The organism is Gordonibacter sp. An230, assembly GCF_002159915.1.
Lineage (GTDB): Bacteria > Actinomycetota > Coriobacteriia > Coriobacteriales > Eggerthellaceae > Rubneribacter.
Genome location: NZ_NFJP01000046.1, coordinates 1 through 18,702, shown reverse-complemented (window position 1 = coordinate 18,702; position 18,702 = coordinate 1). Strand labels below are relative to the sequence as shown.

The following is an 18,702-nucleotide window of genomic DNA, read 5'->3' as shown; positions in this document are numbered from 1 at the left end:
GAGCTCCCTGGTCTCCAACGGGTACATGCGGACTCCAATCCGGACACCGGAGTGTCCAACTTTTTGTCCGCACCCCCCCGAATCACCCGGAAAAGTCGCCGAAACTGTTCACCAAACGCAAATTTCTGACGCAAAAGGCCTTTTGCCTCCGTCAAACCACCATCGACATATGCCTGGCCAGCCCTCCGCGCCCGACCCCGTCGGGGCCGCATGGGTCCCTTCGTCCGGCTGGGGATCTTGCACTGGCCCCGGCTGCAAAGGGTCTGCACCCCAAAGTCCGGAGAACGCGGGATCGCATCGGTCCTGGTTCAAAAAAGACGGTTTTTGCCCTGCACTAAACAAGTTTGATGCGAGATCATGCTCGTTGAACCTTGGATGGGCTCCTTGCGGCCATGCGAGGGAGGAAAAGCCCATCTGCTGGGCAAGGGATCTTTCGCATCGCTGGAGAGCGTTGCACCTTGAACCGGCCAAACCCGCAACAACGACGGTCTAGCATAGAGCAGAGAGGCGTCTAGCGCAAAATCACGGTTAAGAACGATTTATTAAAAAGGCAGAATTTTGCGAACTGGTGTTTTGCCAAAATCACTTCTGCAATGAATACAGAAATCGTTCTTAACCGTGATTTTCGTCTATCGGATCAATACGACGAGCCGAAAAGCGACGCCTTCGCCCTATCCACCACATGTCTCGTCGCGCGCTCACCAACCGCGCCCGCCACCCTATGCCTCTCGAACCGCGCGCCTACGCACGCCGCTGCTTGTCATGCGGCTTTCGCTCGCTTCACATCCTTGCGCCGTCCGCCATCAGCGCTCGAGCGCCGCCGGTCCCTCGCAGCACGAACCGTGCGCGGCAGTACGCCTTGCGCGCCCTCGCCCGCACGCATGCCCTACGTCCCTACGCGCCCGCGCACCCTGCGTATTCGCGCCCATGCGCACCACGAGCCAACCCCTCCCCTCCCACGCATTAGCGCTCGCCAACCAACCCTGCAACCCACCTCTTCTGCACGCGCGTTCCGCCTCGAACTCCTCGCCGCCCTTCCCGCAAACGCAAAGCCGCCCCTTTCGCAACCGAAAATTCAGCTACGACAAGGAGCGGCCTTCAGGCGAAATGACGCCTTTCGGACGCATGCGCGCCCACATAAGAATGCCAGACGTCCGCTTGTGGCATCCACCAACAAAACCCGCGGACGCCACACGAGCGCGCCGCCGCAACCGCGGGGCACGCCCATCTACACCTCCAAGTTCTTGAACGCCTCGGGCACCTCCTTGTAGCCCTTCGACTTCACCGCGCCGATAACAAGGCCGATCACCAACCACGCAATGCCCACGATGTAGGTCATCGTCGCAAAACCAGTGAACACGTACACCAGAATGGCGATGCCGATCCACGGGCACACCAGGTACATGAGCACGTCTTTGACCGAGTGCCACCGCTTTTCTTTCACGAAAAAGAACAGGAACACCGCGAAGTTCAGCATGATGAACGACGACAGCGCGCCGAAATTCACGAACTCAGCCAACGAACTCATGCGATCCATGAGGGGCAGCGCCAAGCACAGGGTGACGGCGCCCAGGAAGATGGATGCCACCCAGGGCGTGCGGTACTTCGGGTGCACCTTGCCGAAGATGCGCGGGATCACGCCGTCGCGACCCATGGAATACAGAAGGCGTGAGCTTGCGATCTGCGCGTTCATGATGTTGGCAATGCCCACAGCCACGATGTTCACCACGAGCATGATCTTGTAGAAGCCCTCGCCGCCCACGATCATGACGGAATCGAAGAAACCCATGTCAGGATCAGTGTTCGCCCAGTCGGGCTGCACGCACGCGGCGATATAGGTCTGCGCCACGAACACGACGATGATGATGGACAACGCGATGATGATGCCCTTGCCGATGTTCTTCTCGGGCTCGTGCGTCTCCTCGGCCAAAGTGGACATGCCGTCGAACCCCAGAAACGACAGCGCGGCGATGGAGATGCCCGCCGCCACGAAGTGCAGATCGACCTCGCCGGGCTGGTAGATGGGGTCCATCGTGAAGCCGTTGGCGCCGCCGCCCGCCAAGAAGCTGCAGCCCAAGGCGATGAACGCGATGACCGCGAGAATCTCCACGACGAAGATGACCCAGTCAACCCCGCGGTTCATTTGGATGCCGCGGATGTTGGCGAACGTGTTGAACGCGATGAACGCCACGCCCCACAGCCATGCGGGGCTACCGGGAACGAGGGCCACGCCCCAGTTCATCACCATGACGATGAGCAGGCCCGGAACCAGGATGTAGTCGAGCAGGATGAGCCAACCCGCCATGAAGCCCACGTGGGGGTTGATACCGCGCTGCACATAGGAGTACACCGACCCCGCAATGGGGAACCGCTTGCTCATGCGCATGTAGCTCATAGCCGTGAACAGGATCGCCACAAAGCCGATGATGTACACGAGCGGCGTCATGCCGTGGCTGTTCTGCTGGATAGTGCCGAAGATGGACTGCGGAGCGATGATCACCATGAACAGGACGCCGTAAAGCACCACGTCCCACAACCCCATGCCCCGTCGCAACTCTTGCTTGTAGCCGAACTGCTCGATGTTCCCCTCGGACGCCTTCGCCGAGGACCCGTCTTGCCGAGCCATCGCAACACCTCTCTTCTCGTCTCGCACGGCCTTCACCGCGCAGCTGGTATTCCCGCGTCTGACACTTTATCGCGATAAAGCGCTAGGCGCGGTATCGTGGACGGCGCGGTATCGCGCCGGACGATCCTTCCTTATGCGGCGTTCGGTGCCGCAGCCCCCACTCTGACGGTCAGCGAACCCGTCGTTTGCCACCATGCAGCGCCGCACCGTCCGTCGACGCTCGAAAGGTCCGAAACGCACGACTTCCAACAGGGCCCGTCGACGCTCGAAAGGCTTGCCGCTCACTCGAGCTCATCGGCCGCTCGCCCGATGGCCGACGCCAGCTTACCGCCCGCCGACCCCGTATCGCACGGCTACCCCACGAGCGGCGGAAACCCGGGCAGCTTCGGCGTGCCGAAACGAAGAGACAGCTGCACCTCGCATGGCTTGCACGCCTGGTTCAGTTCAACGTCGCTTTGCACGGACATGTACATGTATGTCTCCACGGCATCCCAACCGGTGATGCGCATGAGCAGACGCTGCAATTCCCTCGAAGCGTTCTTCAGCGCCTCGTCGAACTCCTGGGCGCTCGCGTTCACGTACCATTTACCGTGCGGCCCGAACGTCTCGTGCACGGGCCAATGCAGTTCGAAATCCTTGATGAGCGACACCTTCACCGTGATCTCGGCAGGAATCTCGATGCCCGTGCCGCACAGCTCCGCATCGCCCATGGCAGCATGGACGTCGCCCATCTGTAACAGCGCGCCGGGCACGCGCACGGGCAGGTACAGGCGCGTCCCCTTGGTGATCAGCTTGTTGTCGAGGTTGCCGCCGTGCGCGCCCACGAAGCCGTCGATGACGTCATCGCCGTCGGGCGCGGTGCCGATCACGCCGATCATCGGATTGATGGGAAACCTCACGCCGTTGAAGTCGGCCATGCCGTCGCGAATGGGAATCTTCTTCGTGCGGTAATCCGTCGTCTCGAACAAGGGACCGCAGTGGTCGTCGGTGGCGATGGTGCCCTCGTCGGCCACCTCCACCTCGTAGACATCCACCACCAGCACGTCTCCCGGCTCGGCACCCTCGACGTACACGGGACCAGCAGCGGGGTTCGCGAAGCCGTAGGTGTAATCGAGATCGGCCATCGTTGTGTCCTCATCGGGAATGCGATTGGAGAAGCAGTCGAGCGTTTTGAACACGAGCACCTCCCCCGGACGCGCGGTCGCACACGGCGCGTTGTCCTTCGAGAACGTGTAAACCTGATCAGTGATGACCTGCATGCTTGTGCCTCCTCGTCTTATCGCCATCGGCGCAACGGACGCAAGCGCCCGAGCGCCTTCCTTTATAGACGCACCGCTGCGCGGAACGCCAACTGCGCGCCACGCGAGACGCGCCCAGCGACGCCTGACGCACTGCGGAGCCCGCCGACGAAGCGTCCCGCCCGCGTACGCCCGTTGCAATTCGCAGACACAGACGAACCCGACGACCAAATCGACCGGGAACATCGCGCGCGGACGCATCCGTCGCACGTGGAACCGCCCATCGCACCTCGACGATCATCGCCTCGGCAGAGCCGGGGCCGCACGCGATGCGTCGAAAACCACGCGCCTGCCGCAAGCGCGCATCCAGAAGGCGGCGCCTCGACGCGCTCCGTCACCGACATGTCGACGATTCCCGCGATCACCCCATCGGCGCGCGTCGAAACCTCTCGGCATTATACTCCTGCACGGCGTTTTCGCGCCGAGAGCGCACCCTCGGCCCCCACGGCGGCGATGCCCGTCCAGATGCACGCGAAGCACACGGCATGAGCAAGCGTGAACGCCTCGCCGAACAAACCCACTGCCAACACGAGCGCGATGGTGGGGCTGACGTATTGGATGAAGCCGAGTGCCGTCATGGAGATGCGATTGGCTGCAGCGGAGTACAGGAGCAGCGGAATAGCAGTGAGCAGGCCGCATCCCACCAACAACCCGAATGCGAGCTCGGGCGACGTAACGGCCAAAGCGTCCGGCGTGGCGGGCGCAAGCTGCCAAATCCACGGCGCCACAGCTCCTACCGCCAGCGCGAGCGCACCCAGCACACCCGTCAACAGCGACTCGAACGCCATGCCGGGCAACGCCGGATAACCGCCTCGCTTCTTCACCGCGCCGTAAGCGCTGAACGACAGAGCGAGGGCGAACGCGATCCAGATGTCGCCGCCATGCACGACCATGAAGTACGCCACACCAGCCGCGGCCAGCGCCGTAGCCAACTTCTGCATGAAAGTGAGCCGCTCTTTGAACACCACCAGGCCCAACGTAATGTTGCACAGCGGGCACAGATAGTAGCCGATGCTCGTCTCCAGCAGATGGCCGCTGTTGGCTGCCCACACGTACACGCCCCAGTTACACGTGACGATGAGGCCGGACGCCAAAAACGTCCTCACGGCGCGCGGATCGCGGAACAGGTGGAGGAACCGCGTGCGCTTCACGAACGCGCACAGCAACACCACGAACACGCACGACCACACCATGCGCCACGACAGCACCTCGAGCGCCGGCACCGCCGAGAGCAGCTTCCAATACACGGGCATGAGGCCCCACACCACATGGCAGCCGACGCCTTCGAGGAGCCCAACGCGCGCGGAGCGGGCGTCCGCATCGGGAGACGGCGGAACGCCCTGCGAAACGGCAGCTCCCCGCGTATCCTCCCCTTGCGAGGCCGCGCCCCAAGTGGCGGCGGAGCCCCCTTGCGCAACGGAACCGACATCCCCCTGCGCAGCACGAAAACCTTCCTTCGTGCAGGCGGCAGCGCGGAGAACGCGCGAAGACGGCTCGCCCGGAGATCTGTCTTTGCGCATGATGTCCCTCTTTCCCTTGCAAATGAATCGGGCCGGAGAAGCCTCCGGCCCGATCATCCCACGATGTTCAGCTGCCGCGCAACTGCCGTTCAGCGGTCTTCCGAGCGCCGAACGGTCGCCACCCGGTCGCTTTTCGAGCTTCGTCGAACCCTATCGGCCACGACGAAATGGTACCCGAACCGGCTTGCGCACGACAAGGGCTGACGCCGCAACAGGCGCCCACGGCCCGCCAGCGAGCAGCATCGTCGGTATGCGTCCACCCCTCCGCCCCCAACGGCGCGCGACGGAGGCGCGACCCGGGCCTCGTCCTTGAACGTGACGCCCCTCCCTTTTGTCACGCCGTCCTTTCATCGCGATTCGATTCGTTTTCGCTCGTCGCCGACAAGACGCTCGACAACCCCCTTTGGGCGAAAGCGGCACTGCCAAGCTTTTGGTACAACAGGCACCACTCCCTGACCTGCCGGCGATTGGCCACGCCGTAGCGCTTCATGACCTCCGCCACCGAAACGCCGTCGAGGCGGTCGCGCACGGCAGAGAGCTTCACTTCGGCCGAGTACTTGCGTCTCCGGCAATCGTCGTGAAGAACGCCCTCGCGCCCGAGCGCACGGTACGCATACGCCCACTCGCGCGCCACTTCGCGGCCCACGCCCAGGCGGGAGGCCGCCGCCTTGTACCCCAAGCCCTCGTCGAACAGGTCCGCGGCGGACTCCCTCATCTGCCTACTCCAACGCATCGCGGCCACCATCCAACCGACGGACGCGCCGCGACCGCATGGCCGCATACGCCGCAATTCCGAGAGCCGCACATGCCAGCCCGCATCCCGCAAGCACGGCAGGCGTTGCCGCATCGCCCGTTCCCGCCAACGCAAGGTTATCGCCTCCGTTTGCAATCGGCAGCGGCTTCATGTCGCCCGTCGCAGTGCAGCTGTTCTCGAACGCCAAGCCTTCGGCGCCCTCCACCGAAGCCCTCAGGACGCCTTCGCCATCGTCGGTCACCGTCACCACGACTTTGCGCTTCGCGTCATCGTAGGTCACGCCTTCTTGACCGTCGTTCACCTCGACCACGGTGTAGACATATGCACCCGCCTTGTCGAACTCGACGCTGCCGAAGTCGACCACGCCCTCGGCGTTGTTTTTCGCTTCGCGGAACACCTTGCCGTTGTGATCGAGCATCTGGAACGTGAATTGCCCGTCGGCCAACTCGGCTCCGGTCAGCCTCTTGGTCGCCCGCAAGCTCACCGATGTCGGATCGGCGTCGTAGGTGTTCGTAAACGCCGCCGCCTCGGCGCCATCAAAGGACATGTCGACGGAAAGCCCGCCATGACCGTCGTCGCTCACCCTCGCCTTCACAACGTACACGGAGCTGTCGTAGTCGACGCCAGCTGCGGTGGTGCCGCCGTTCACCTCGCGAAGCGTGTAGGTGTGCTCGCCCGGTTCGGTGTACGTGATGGGCGCGAAGCTCACTGCGGAAGCCTCTCCGTCGCCGGCGGCGGCAACCGTGCCGGTGGACACGACCTCGCCGTCCTCGACCAACTCGAAGCTGAATTCGCCTTCGTTCATAGCACGGCCGTCCAGCGTCTTGCTGATATCCAGCGCGCCCTCTCCCGTCGGATCGAACGTCACCGGATCGACCTCGTAGACGTTGACGAACTCGAACGCTTCGCTGGTGGGGCCATCCACCTTGATGGTGCCGTCACCATTGTCGGTCACCGTGACCGTAAACGTTTTGGACGTCTCAGGGTCGTTCTTCACACCCTCAACGTCGCCGCTCTCCGTCACCGTGTAGGTGAAAGTCTTGGTGCGCCGAACGGGCGTACCCTGTCCGTCGGCATCGTCCCCGACAACCGAATCGGCATCGCCAAAAACACTCTGCATATCGAAAGAAATCTTGCCGAAGTCCACATTGCCGGCAGTGTCGTTGGTCGCTATGGCCTTCTCTGGCATGGGCGCGCCGTCAGACCCACTGATGGCGAAGGTGTACTTGCCCGCAATGTCCGGCGGGGTCAAGCCATCCCCGCGCTCCAGCACCTTCCTGCCCTGCGCATGAAACTCGCCCGTCGCGCTCTCGCCGTAGGCGTTCTCAAAGCCCAGCGAATCGGTGCCTTCGGGGTATACAACCTCGGCTTTCAACACACCGGTGTTGTCGTCGGTTATCACAACGTCAATTTCGAAGGCGCTTTTAACAGGTTTCACACCCGCACCCAGACTGTCCGTTTTTTCAGTAACCGTGTAGTTATAGGTGTACGTGTCCACGCCGCCGGCAGAAGTTTTCTGCGCAATGCCGTTTGCCACGTCCTTGCTCAGCGTTTCGAGATCGTAGCTAACCTCTTCGAAGATGACATCGCCGTTCGCATCGTTGGTGCCCGTGGCAACCACGGCATCCCCATTCTTCACTTCGAAGGCGAACTCCCCATCGGCCATCGGACGATTCGTCAGACTCTTCGTGGCCTCAATGGAAACTTCTCCATCACCGCCCAATACAGCGCTGCCCGCATCGTACGAGTTCACAAACTTCACGGTAGGAATCTGCGTGGTTTCCCCATCGGTTGTGTATTCGTACGGAACGCCATCCACCGTCGTGGTCGCCTTCAAAGTGCCATCGCCGTTGTCCGTCACCGCAATGTCGACCTTGTGCGCGGCCTCGTCGTTGACGTAGCCGGTGCCGCCTTTCTTGGACTCGACAATCTCATAGCTGAACGTCTTGCCAACATCGCCGCTCGTAAACTCAACCGGTTTGCCAGCCTCACCGGTGACCAGAGGCACAGCCACGCTCTCCTCTCCCGCCTCGGCAGACGGAGATGCAACAACCTCGCCGTCGATGCCCAGGCGATCCTCGCCACCCGTCGACTTCACAGTGAACTCGAACTGCCCGGCAGTCATATCGCGACCGTTCAACGTCTTTGTCAGCTGCAAGCCTCCTGCGGCCACATAATCCAGCTTGGATTGATAGGTGTTGGTGAAGGTGCCGTTCTTGACCGTGGCCACGGCGGTCAACGCGCCGGTGGCAGCGCCAGAAGCGTTCTTGTCGCTCACCTCGACCGTCACCGTGGCCTCATTGTTGGAGTATGCGATGCCCGCTTCGGTGACGCCACGTTTGGCCTCGACCACCTTGTACTGGTATGTGCCCGCCTTTTCGAACTTGATGTCGCCAAAGTCGAACGTCGCAGTGTTGCCCCCCTCATTATCGGGCTCGGCCACCGTCACCGAACCTCCGCTTAGGGGCATGGGCGCATCGTTAAGCGGCTCGATGTGAAAATCGAACTCCTCGCCGTTCCAAACCTTGCCTTCGAACACCTTGGTCAGCTCGAAGCCCGCCGGCACCCCCTCGGCCGCAGACGGCTCATAGGTGTTGGTGAACGTCAACGTGTTGTCACCTCCTTCGGGTTTCGGGCTCACGCTGGCCGTGCGCTTCAGCTTGCCGTCCTCGTTTGTCACCTTCACCGTCACGGTGTACGTCGTTTCATCGTTGCGAACGCCCGCGATGTTCGGCTCGCTGGATTCGCTCACGGTCCATACATAGGTGCCTGTGTGCTGATAGGTGATCTGACCCGTATTGGTCACGTAGGTGTTGCCCGTTTCGGTGGAAGCCGGGTTGATGGTGACCGTGTAGCTAAAGCCGTCGCCCGTTTCGGCATACACCAGCCCGGAAAGATCAGCGCTCGGTTGCCCTCCAAGCTCGGCCTCCTCAACGGTGGGCAGGTTGTCCTTGACCATAGGGCTGCCGAACTCGTCCGTTGCCTTCATGGACACGTTGAACACGAACCTGTCGTCGCTTTGGAACCCGCGTCCGTTAAGCGTCTTGAGGATATTTTGGTAGCCGGTAACTTTGTCCGCATTGTACGTGTTCGTGAAGTCCAGCTCCCCGATGTCGACATTCTCGATGTTCTGGTCGCTTCCGCCCACCAGCTTCACCGCAGAGGCCTCAACGGACATGTCGCCGGTGTTTTGGTCCTCGGTTACCTCAAACGTCACCGTGTAGCGGTTGTTGTCCTTGGTGATGCCCGCCACAGCGTTGTCCTCGGTGTCCGATTCCCAAATGTTGTATTGGAACTCCTTGGTGAAGGTGCCGTCGCCGTTGTCCTTCACGGCCTCGTCACGCATGTGCTCCTGACGGAAGGTGATGGTGCCGAAATCGTAGGTGGCCTGCGTGCCTTCGGGGTTGGTGTCCTTGTTGGATACCGCCACCGTGCCGCGGCCGTTGTCGTCGGGAATGCTATCGAGGCCATCGGGCATGGGATTGCCCGCAGCTTGGGCGCGCATGGAGAAATGGAACTGGTCGTCCAACATCACAAAGCCGCCGGTCTCGTCCTTGATGAATTTGTTGCCGCCCAACACCACCCCGGCAGAGTCGCCATAGGTCGCAGGCGTAGCCTCATAGGTATTGACGAAAGCCATGTCACTTCGCGTCACCCGCGCATTGAGCCCGCCAGTGCCAGAATCGGTTACGGAGATGGTGATTGTGCCCGAATGCGCGTCGTAAGTAACGCCGTTTGCGGTCGGGCTTTCAGGAGTCACCCCCTCGGGCAAAGCCTCCTTTACTTCGAACGTGTAAGTGCCCGCAGCGCTGATCGAGATGTCGCCGAAACGGAACTGCCCGGGAACACCGTCGGACAACTCGCCAACCGAAGCCTTGTTGGCACCCTCTTCGAAGGAAATCGTGCCATTCCCGATCGCGGTGCGCGTAGGCTCGTCAGCGGCAGCCATCTCGAAATCGAACGTCTCATCGCTGAGCGAATCTCGACCTTCAAGCATCTTGGTGCCGCCAAGCTCGGCGCCGTCGACGTTGGCAGGTTCGGGTTTATACGTGTTGGTGAACCGGGCCGTGGACGTTTCGCCGGAAACCAGCCGGCCCTCATCACCCTCCCCATTCGCAACGAAGCCCGGAGTGGCGGCCTCGGTCACGGTGTAGGTCTGGTCCGCAGGCAGGCCGTATACGTACAACGTCTCGCCATGCTTTATGGAGTGTGTGGCAACGCCGTCCTCGAAATGCAGTGCAAACTCGCCGCCCTGCACCGCGTCGTTGGAGTCCTTGACCACGGCGTTGTACTGGCCGCTCAAACCAGGAATGGTAATGGTGAAGTCGAAGCTCTTGTCCTGAAGGTCATCGAGTTCGCCTTCAAACCCCTCGGCGGCGTCGACCATCTTGTTCACGGCCAATGCGGCGGGAACCTCTTTGGCAAGCTTGCCGTTGTTGCCCAGCGAAACGATGATGCCATCCTCGGCCTCGTTCCACCGAGGTGCGATGTACTTGCTCGCTGTACCGGTGACGTTGTCGTCCACGCCCTTCTCCGCATTGAAATCGTTCGCACGGTTCAGGCGCGGCGAGCCGCCTTTCATGTAAGCGCCGGCGGAATCCGAACCCCAATTCTGAGCATGGACGGTGCTGAAAGCGGAAACGGGAATCGCGATGCCCTCCGTCTGATAGATACCGCTATCTCCTCGTTGCACGTAGAACTCGTTTTTGTAGTACACAGACCCAACGCTGTTGGGATCTTCGATGTCCGATCGAGTCGCGCGCTGCGTGCATGCCTCGTCCGTGTACAGCGGCGTGTCCTCGGTGAAGTAGTAGAATTTGTTGGTTGCGGCGGGAGTGAACTCTGCGGTGGTGTCGCCCATATCACCGCCCGTCCACTTGTTTGAGAAGAAGGAGACAGTGCCGTCCTCGGCGGTATTGCTCTCGATGTATTCACACATGGCCGCATCGGGATTGGCGATCTTGTCCTCGACGCCGTCTTGCAGACCAACACTATAGAAGATGCGAATAGGAAACGCCTGATCGGTGGACATGGAGGTCTGGTCGTTTTCGGTGTTCACCGTGTAGTTGCGCAGCGGAATGAGTGACGCGGGAATCTTCACGGTCACGGTGTCACCCTTACCGTTCGCGCCGGGAGTCACCGTTGCAACGAGATCGGAGAGGCTGCCATTAGGATACACCGGATTGGAGGCTTTCCCTTCAAAATGGTAGGAAGTGGTGCCGTCGTCGCTTTTCTCAGGCTCCGCGGTGTGATCCTGATTTGCAAAGACGACCGTCATCTCGCCCTTGACCGTCATGTAGTCGCCCAAGGTATCGGTGAAAGTGATGTACCCGCCGTTTGCACCCCCGAAGCCCTCTTCAACCTCGGTGGGAGAAGAAACGCTTGTGCTGATGCTGTCGAAAATCTCTTGGAAAACAGCATTCAGCTCTTCGACGTCCGCCGCAGATTTGTAGTAATCGCCTTCTTCATCGCGCACGCCCAAGTTGTTCCAAGCGGAAGCCTGTGGATAATTGCTCGATACCGCATGCATAAATGCGTTGGTGCGGTTATTGTTGGAGGTAGAGGGGTCGCTGGGATTCGCATTTTCGAAAACGCCGATGGAGTACACCAGAGTATCAGCGTTCTTGAGGCCGAGAGAAGTCTGAACCGCCGCATTTGCAACTTCATCGCTGAAAGTGTTCGACGTTGTAGGCTCTCCATCGGTGAAGAAGATGACGACCTTCTGGGCATCGCTTCGCGCGTTGCTCAAAATGGTCCGCGCTTGGTTCATTCCCTCATCTGCGCGAGTCGCGCCATTCGCATCCAGACCGCTCACCTTCTCGATGAGATTGCTGGCACCCTCTCCTTCGCATGTCGTCAGGTCGGCGAGCATTTCGGCGCTGCTGTTGTATTCGACAAGCGCGATGTTGTGCTTCCTATTTTGATCATCGATTTTGGCGTTTTCCTGCTCGGCGCTCTCGATGAAACTCGTGACGGAGTATTTGAGCGCGGCAAGGCAGGAATCGCTCAGCGTGTAGAACTGGATGTGGCCTTCTGCATTGTCGTCCGCACTTGTCTTAGGCCAAACCTCTTGGCCATCGAGCTCCCACCTCTGATGAAAGCCGAACGAGTTGATCTCCTCGATGACTTTATAAGTTCCATCGGGCATTTCGGCATAATAGTCAGGAAAGAATATCCCGACAATGGGTATGTTCTCCAGCACTCGATAGGTTGGCAGATAGGTTTCATCGCCGAAACTCTCGTCCATCGAGCCAGAGGTATCCAGCACGAGCACGATATCGAGCGGCTTGGAAGATTGGGTTGTAGTGTTGGAAGTGGAAGAGAGCGCCGAAAGGCCCACGAGAAAATCGGCGCCATCGGCTTTATTGACGGTGATATCAGCCGGGGACAACACGATGTCTTCGGTCTGCACCGTTTTGTCGGTCCAAATACGACCCACATTCTCGGTGCTGTCTTCCGCGTAGCCCTCCCACGTATCAAGCGTGGGTCGATCGGCTACCGCAATGCCCTCGTCGGCAAACGCCAACCCCGGCGCAAGGGCAAGGAAAAGAGCGATACCAGCTAAACAGGCGATGAGCCTAGAATAGCCACCCCCCCCCATCTGCCTTATTTCAGTTTTCATGCTCGTCATAGTCCGCTCCGTTCCTCATGCTTGGCGTTACCGCTTCGCGACGCAAATCGGTGTCGCATAGAGCCATGCACACCTATCCGCATTATACGAAAGAGAAGGAAGAACGCATCCAAAACGAAATGACAGACCTAAGTAGGTCAACATGCACGAGCGCTCTTCCCTGTTTTCAGGCTTCGCATTTCGGCAGGACAAAGGGCACTCTGCTCTAACCAGCAGACATATCGAAACATTACTACCCTCCCCCCGCATATTCATAAAATCTCCATCTAAGCGCAATCGACGTTAGACGGAATTTCCGCAAGACTCGCATCGGGATAGCATCGAAATCGCGTTAGGCACGCGCTGGATTCGCGTGCGAATCGCTCCGCGTCCACACTGGCCCGAGCAGCCTCAAGCGCAACCGCCACGCCTACCCCATCGTGCGAACCCGAACGCAACCGGCTGCTTCGGCCCTCCTCGCCGCTTCAGTTCGCCCTGCCCACCCGATTCGGCGCACGACCCAATTTCCGCCCACCAGCCCTGTTTGCCGCACGCCCTCGCACTTGACTCGCTGCGCCTGCTTGCCATGCGGCCCCGAGTCAAGTTCGCCAAACCGGCTCGCCGCGCAATCTCAAACAAAGCCCGCAGCGTCAACTCGTCGCGCAGCTCGACGCACGATCCATCGCTCGATCCGTCGCGTCGCCGCTGAATCGCGGCGATCACTCCGTCCTTTTCCGCATTTTGCAACATCAACGGCCCGGAAGTGCCAAGCGTTGCAACCATCGCTTTCTTGCCACCGACCACCACAGACACCCTGGATCATCCCGCACCTAGCATCTCCTCCCTGTCGCATCCGCTCTTCGCCGCACGGGCTCAAACACGCAATAGCGGGGAGAGCCGCTCGCGATCTCGGCGCCAACGCCCTGTTGCACCCACAGCACGCAAAACCAGCAGCCCGAGGGCGCAAGACAGCCGAACGCAACCGATCAGACGTTGCGCGCGAGTCACTTGGCACGCTCGGAAAGGCAGGCTGCAAGAAGTCCCTGTTGGCGCCGGAAAGCCGGGAAGGGGCGAAGAAGTTTCAACAAAGAGGTCAGCAGGGGGAGGGAGGAGCCGAACGGCCCCGCTGCTTTCGGAGCGCAGCGCCGTCTCGCCGCGGGGAAAGAGGAAGAGGGCACCTGGACAGCTCCGCCGCCGAAAACGCATGGCCCCGTTAGAGGGTGGGGCCGAATTCGTCCTCCGGCAGCTGAAAGGCTCTGAAATGGCAGAAAACTCACCTTATGCATAGATTTCGAAGGGGGAAAGCCATCTCCAAAACCGACGACCAGGGCTTTTTTCACCGGGAAAGCGAGAAACCCCCATCTTGGAGGGAAAAATCTATGCACAACACGCAATCCGTGCCACACCGACCTTGGTCCTGGGCGCCAGGGGTATCCCACCCCCTCTGCTGAAAAGGCGATCCGCGCCACGCCAGACCGAATCCGCCATCAGACTGACGGCACAGGCTGCGCAAGCCGAGGCCAACGGAGACCGCTCGACAGACCCAAAGCTATTCATCCAAGCGAAACCCCAGTTCACGCATCGGGATGCGCCGAACAATGTCAGCTGATCGGCAACTGCCGCAGCCCGCCGAACCGCACCGCCCCTCGGCAACTGCCGCAGCCCGCCGAGCCACTTCAGAATCGATTCGGCAGCGGACACGGCCCTTTGCCGCCAAACCAAACGACGTGAATCAGCGCTCGCCGAATTCCGGATCGCGCCCCTTGCGCCCGAACAAGACGGAGGGTCGCCCCATCGCACAAGGGCCCCTCCCCTATGCCGACAGGGGTTCGCACGACGGACCGGCGCGCCCTCGCCGATCTCGGCTTTACAGCGAAAGAGGCCCGCGAGACGCAAAACTTGCCAGACTGCTACCGAAAACGAAGGGTTGAGAGGGCTTTCATTCCACGGCCGTCGCAACCGCTTCCTCCAGATTCCAGCGCCCAGGAGAAACGCGACCATAGCCCACGCGATAGACGCGAAACCCCCGCTCCGTCGGCAGCAGTCTGGCGATTCTTCGCGTAGGACATCGCATCGCCGTCAAACCGCCGTTGGCGTAGGCCAGACCGGCCCGTCGCGCAAGGTCCTGCCAACGCTTCGGAAGACCCGCCCGTTTGGCGGAGAGGGGGTCGGAGACGCCCGGCCGGAGGAGGCTCGGCTCGAGGTCCGACGAACGCGGACTCGAGCCAACGGCGGTTCAGCGGCAGAAGGACACGGTCCGTGAGAAATTGCCAGCGGCACGCCTGATCGAAAGCCGACTCGTCGCTGCCAAATCGACCAGCAGAGGCAGTCCTCCGCCTCCAACTCGATAGGGCCTTGCCTGTTTCGGTTCGTCAAGCAGCCTACGCCAACCCCTACTCAGCGGCAACTGCAACAGGCGCACGAACGAACGGCGCATCTTTCACCAAGGCGCAACCAGCCCACCTAAACGCAGCTTGGCAAAACCCGCCCATGCAGAACAAAGCCTCCATGCGGGAGTCGAAGAACGGGCAACCTCTCAACACAGATGCGCGCATCTTGGCCAAAAGGACAGCATGCGGCGAATGGAGGGCATGCCCCCGCGCTGCAAAAGCGCTCGCAATGCTGTGTCGCAGCACCCTCGGCGAACGCCATCCACAACGCGAAATCCCAGCGAGCGCCGCCCTCCCTGCACGAGAAAAACGGCAAGGCTACCCCAAGCCAAGCCACACTGCGAACTTCGGCACGTAGCCCATGATGAAGATGACGACGATGAGCGCCGGAACGCCGAACTTCAGCCACATCCGCGACCATGCGGGAAACTTCACGCCCTTGCCTGCATCTGCCTCGGCCAGGAACTTATCCCAGCCCCAGCCCCTCTTCGTCACGCAGAACAGCACGTACAGCAAGCTGCCCAACGGCAGCAGATTGTTCGACACGACGAAGTCCTCCAGCGACTGGATGTCGCCGATGGCCGGAACCGTAACGCCGGACAGCACGTTGAAGCCCAGCGCGCACGGCAGCGACAGCGCCGTCACCAGCAGAGCCATGCGGATGACAGCGGCGCGGCGGCTGATGCCCCATTTGTCCATCGTGAAGCTTATGAGGTTCTCGAACACCGCGATGATGGTGGACAGCGCCGCGAAGCTCATGAACACGAAGAACAAAGCGCCCCACAATTGCCCGAGCGGCATCTGGTTGAACACGCTCGGCAGCGTGATGAACACAAGCGACGGCCCCTCGCCGGGATTGACCGAGAACGCGAAGCACGCCGGAAAGATGATGAGACCAGCCGTAAGCGCCACCAGCGTGTCGAGCCCGCAGATGCGCAGCGCCTCGCCTGTCAGCGAGCGCTCCTTGCCGATGTAGCTACCGAATATCTCCATCGCTGAAATGCCCAGCGACAGCGTGAAGAACGCCTGTCCCATGGCCGCATACACGGCGTCGCCGAAACCTGCCCAACCGTTCTCGAACATCTTCGAGAAATCGGGCACGAGATAGAATTCCAAACCTTCGCTCGCTCCCGGAAGCGTCACACTGCGCACCACTAGCGCGGCCATCACCACGAGCAGGCATACCATCATGGCCTTCGTGATACGCTCAACGCCCTTCTGCAAGCCCAGACTGCATACCAAAAAACCGATCACGACAACCACGAGCATCCATCCGATAAGCTCTCCCGGATCTGCCAGCATGGCGCCGAACACGTCGGACACCGCATTGGAGTCGAGGCCGTTGAACGTGCCCGTACCCATCTTCACCACGTACGACAGCATCCAGCCGCCCACCGTGGTGTAGAACATCATGAGGAGCATGCATCCGATGAAGCCCCACCACGAGAACCAATGCCAGCGCCCCGAAGGTTGGAGCGCATCGAACGCCAAAGCCGCGCTCTTCTGGCTTGCGCGGCCCACGGCGAACTCCATCACCATGACGGGAAGTCCGAGGATGACGAGGAACACCAGGTACATGAGCACGAATGCCGCGCCGCCATATTCGCCGGTGATGTAAGGGAAACGCCATACGTTGCCCAGCCCGATGGCGCATCCGGCACTGATGAGGATGAACCCGAGGCGAGAGCCGAACCGCTCACGCTTGATCGCAGCGCCCTCTGTCGTCTCTCCACCGCCCATAGCCCATCCCTCTCTTTGATAGCGAACAAAAAACGTCGCAATTATAGCGCGAGAAGGCATGGTTGTCGGAAGAATATGAGAAGCGGCGCAACGCACGAAAAGACCGTCCCTCCTACACCGCCCCCGCATCCCCGCTCGCCCGCAACCTTGTCAACCTCCATCTGCGCGATTAACGAGCAACGCAAGATCGCCAATGAGGAGCTTCCTTCGTTGGCGCAGGTTGCGAGAGACAAGGCGCTCATCGTGCCAAACGCTCTTTTGGCCGAGCGCGACACTGCCCGGCGCCCCGCTTGCCGAAGACGGGGCCGAATCCGACCGGAGAGACGATTCGCGCGAACAGCCTCAACCTCCGGCGCGAAAGGCTCGCAAGCGCCCCTCCGTCCTTGCGCGCGCCGTCCGCAAACTCGACGCTCGCAACCGAGCCTTCGCGAGCCCGCCGAGCGGAAGCTCCCGCCGCATTGCGCACCACGATCCTCCGCGGACGCGAATTAGGGTCCACGGCCAGCCCCTCAAGCGAAGCGTCTGCAAGCAGCGCGCACCCTCGCCCCAGCCGCCCCACGGGCATCGACGACAACGCGGAGCGCTTCGATGAGCACGGCACAGCGCCGCCCTTACCTATGCCGAAGGCTTTCATGCCCACCGTTTCCCGAGCATCACTTGCCAAAGCATCGAGACGCCCCCCCCCCATCACGGGCGTCGCAGGCGTCGCAAGCCGGGCGAGACCCACCACGTCGACGCCAACGTCAGCGCCCCTGAAGACCATGGACCGATTCCCGAAAGAGCCTGATCGTCCCATGAATAGAACGCGAATCGAAATTCGGGTGTGCTACACTATCTACCATCAGCTTCACCACGTATGAAGCGCCCCGCCTGAAAGGAGCATCCATGCGCAACCCCCATGCCGGCACCATTCGAGGACTGAGCATCGCCACCCTCATCATCTCCATTCTCGCCCTCTTGGGAGGCCTGGGTTTCTTTGCGCTGCTCAGCCTGAGCAGCATGGGGCTTTCCGATCCGAGCGTGGCAGCGCAGCTGGAGACCGACCCCAGCACCATGGCAGCCTTGGAGTCATCCGGCATGGACATGGACGACGCGCTCCAGATCACGAGCATCGTCTTGATGTTGGGTAGCGGTATCGGAGTGGTGGTTATGATCTGCGCGATCGTGGCGCTTGTCGCCGCCATCCTCGGGATGCGCAACTGCGACGATCCTGCAAAACTAAAAGGGGCGTTCGGCTGGTCGATCGCCGGAGCTGTCGCATCGCTGCTCTACTTAAACCTCATCTCCATGGGACTGCTGATCGGACTTGCGGTGACGATCAGGAAAGCCCGATCGATTCCGACGTTCCAAAACCCCACCGTGCCCGTCTCGTAAACGGCTCATCCCTTTGCCTGCAACGAGGGGAGGCGCTGCTGCCGTCCCCCTCGCAATCCTGAGGAGGCGCTTCGTTCGTCGTTGGTTGCAAAAGGCGACGATGCTGCCGGACCCTCCCAACCGTCCGCATCGTCCACTGCGAGAAAAGATCGCCGCGCGCCTCGAAAACGAGAGACCCGCTAGCCGGAAAGCCCGTCTGCAACCAAACGCCTAATCGCCTCCGCCCAATTCGACGCCCTTTCTCGTCGGAACTCAAGTATGACGACCGGTTTCGACATTTCCGCGAACAGCCGACAGGAAGAAGGAATGCGCGGGAAAAGCTGAGGCCGGGGCGAAGAGGGCAGGTGTCGCGAATATGAGCGATCGGGGAGCTGTGTCTTATACACTTCT

7 protein-coding genes are annotated in these 18,702 nt (G+C 61.0%); 1 reads left to right on the top strand and 6 read right to left on the bottom strand.

The window, feature by feature from the left end:
* Positions 1-1,228: 1,228 nt before the first annotated feature.
* The 6 genes from B5F40_RS15210 to B5F40_RS15180 form a co-directional block, all read right to left on the bottom strand.
* On the bottom strand, positions 1,229-2,626 hold the full coding sequence (locus B5F40_RS15210) for an APC family permease (protein WP_087195119.1): 1,398 nt from the start codon (positions 2,624-2,626) through the stop codon (positions 1,229-1,231).
* A 353-nt stretch (positions 2,627-2,979) separates the two neighbouring features.
* Complete coding sequence (locus tag B5F40_RS15205) at positions 2,980-3,885, bottom strand: acetamidase/formamidase family protein (RefSeq protein ID WP_087195118.1); 906 nt, start codon at positions 3,883-3,885, stop codon at positions 2,980-2,982.
* A gap of 434 nt (positions 3,886-4,319) precedes the next feature.
* The gene (gene rarD / locus B5F40_RS15200) at positions 4,320-5,444 is read right to left on the bottom strand and encodes an EamA family transporter RarD (protein WP_162611010.1); all 1,125 of its coding nucleotides are present in this window, start codon (positions 5,442-5,444) and stop codon (positions 4,320-4,322) included.
* A gap of 334 nt (positions 5,445-5,778) precedes the next feature.
* Positions 5,779-6,159 (bottom strand): helix-turn-helix domain-containing protein, encoded by a 381-nt coding sequence (locus B5F40_RS15195; protein WP_162611009.1) that lies wholly within the window; start codon positions 6,157-6,159, stop codon positions 5,779-5,781.
* A gap of 4 nt (positions 6,160-6,163) precedes the next feature.
* Positions 6,164-12,829 (bottom strand): Spy0128 family protein, encoded by a 6,666-nt coding sequence (locus tag B5F40_RS15190; RefSeq protein ID WP_087195115.1) that lies wholly within the window; start codon positions 12,827-12,829, stop codon positions 6,164-6,166.
* Positions 12,830-15,516: 2,687 nt separating this feature from the next.
* Positions 15,517-16,938 (bottom strand): sodium-dependent transporter, encoded by a 1,422-nt coding sequence (locus B5F40_RS15180; RefSeq protein WP_087195113.1) that lies wholly within the window; start codon positions 16,936-16,938, stop codon positions 15,517-15,519.
* An 885-nt stretch (positions 16,939-17,823) separates the two neighbouring features.
* Between B5F40_RS15180 and B5F40_RS15165 the strand changes: the two genes are divergently transcribed.
* A complete protein-coding gene (locus tag B5F40_RS15165) occupies positions 17,824-18,312 on the top strand; it encodes a hypothetical protein (RefSeq protein WP_087195110.1) in 489 nt (162 codons plus the stop codon).
* The last annotated feature ends 390 nt before the right edge of the window (positions 18,313-18,702 follow it).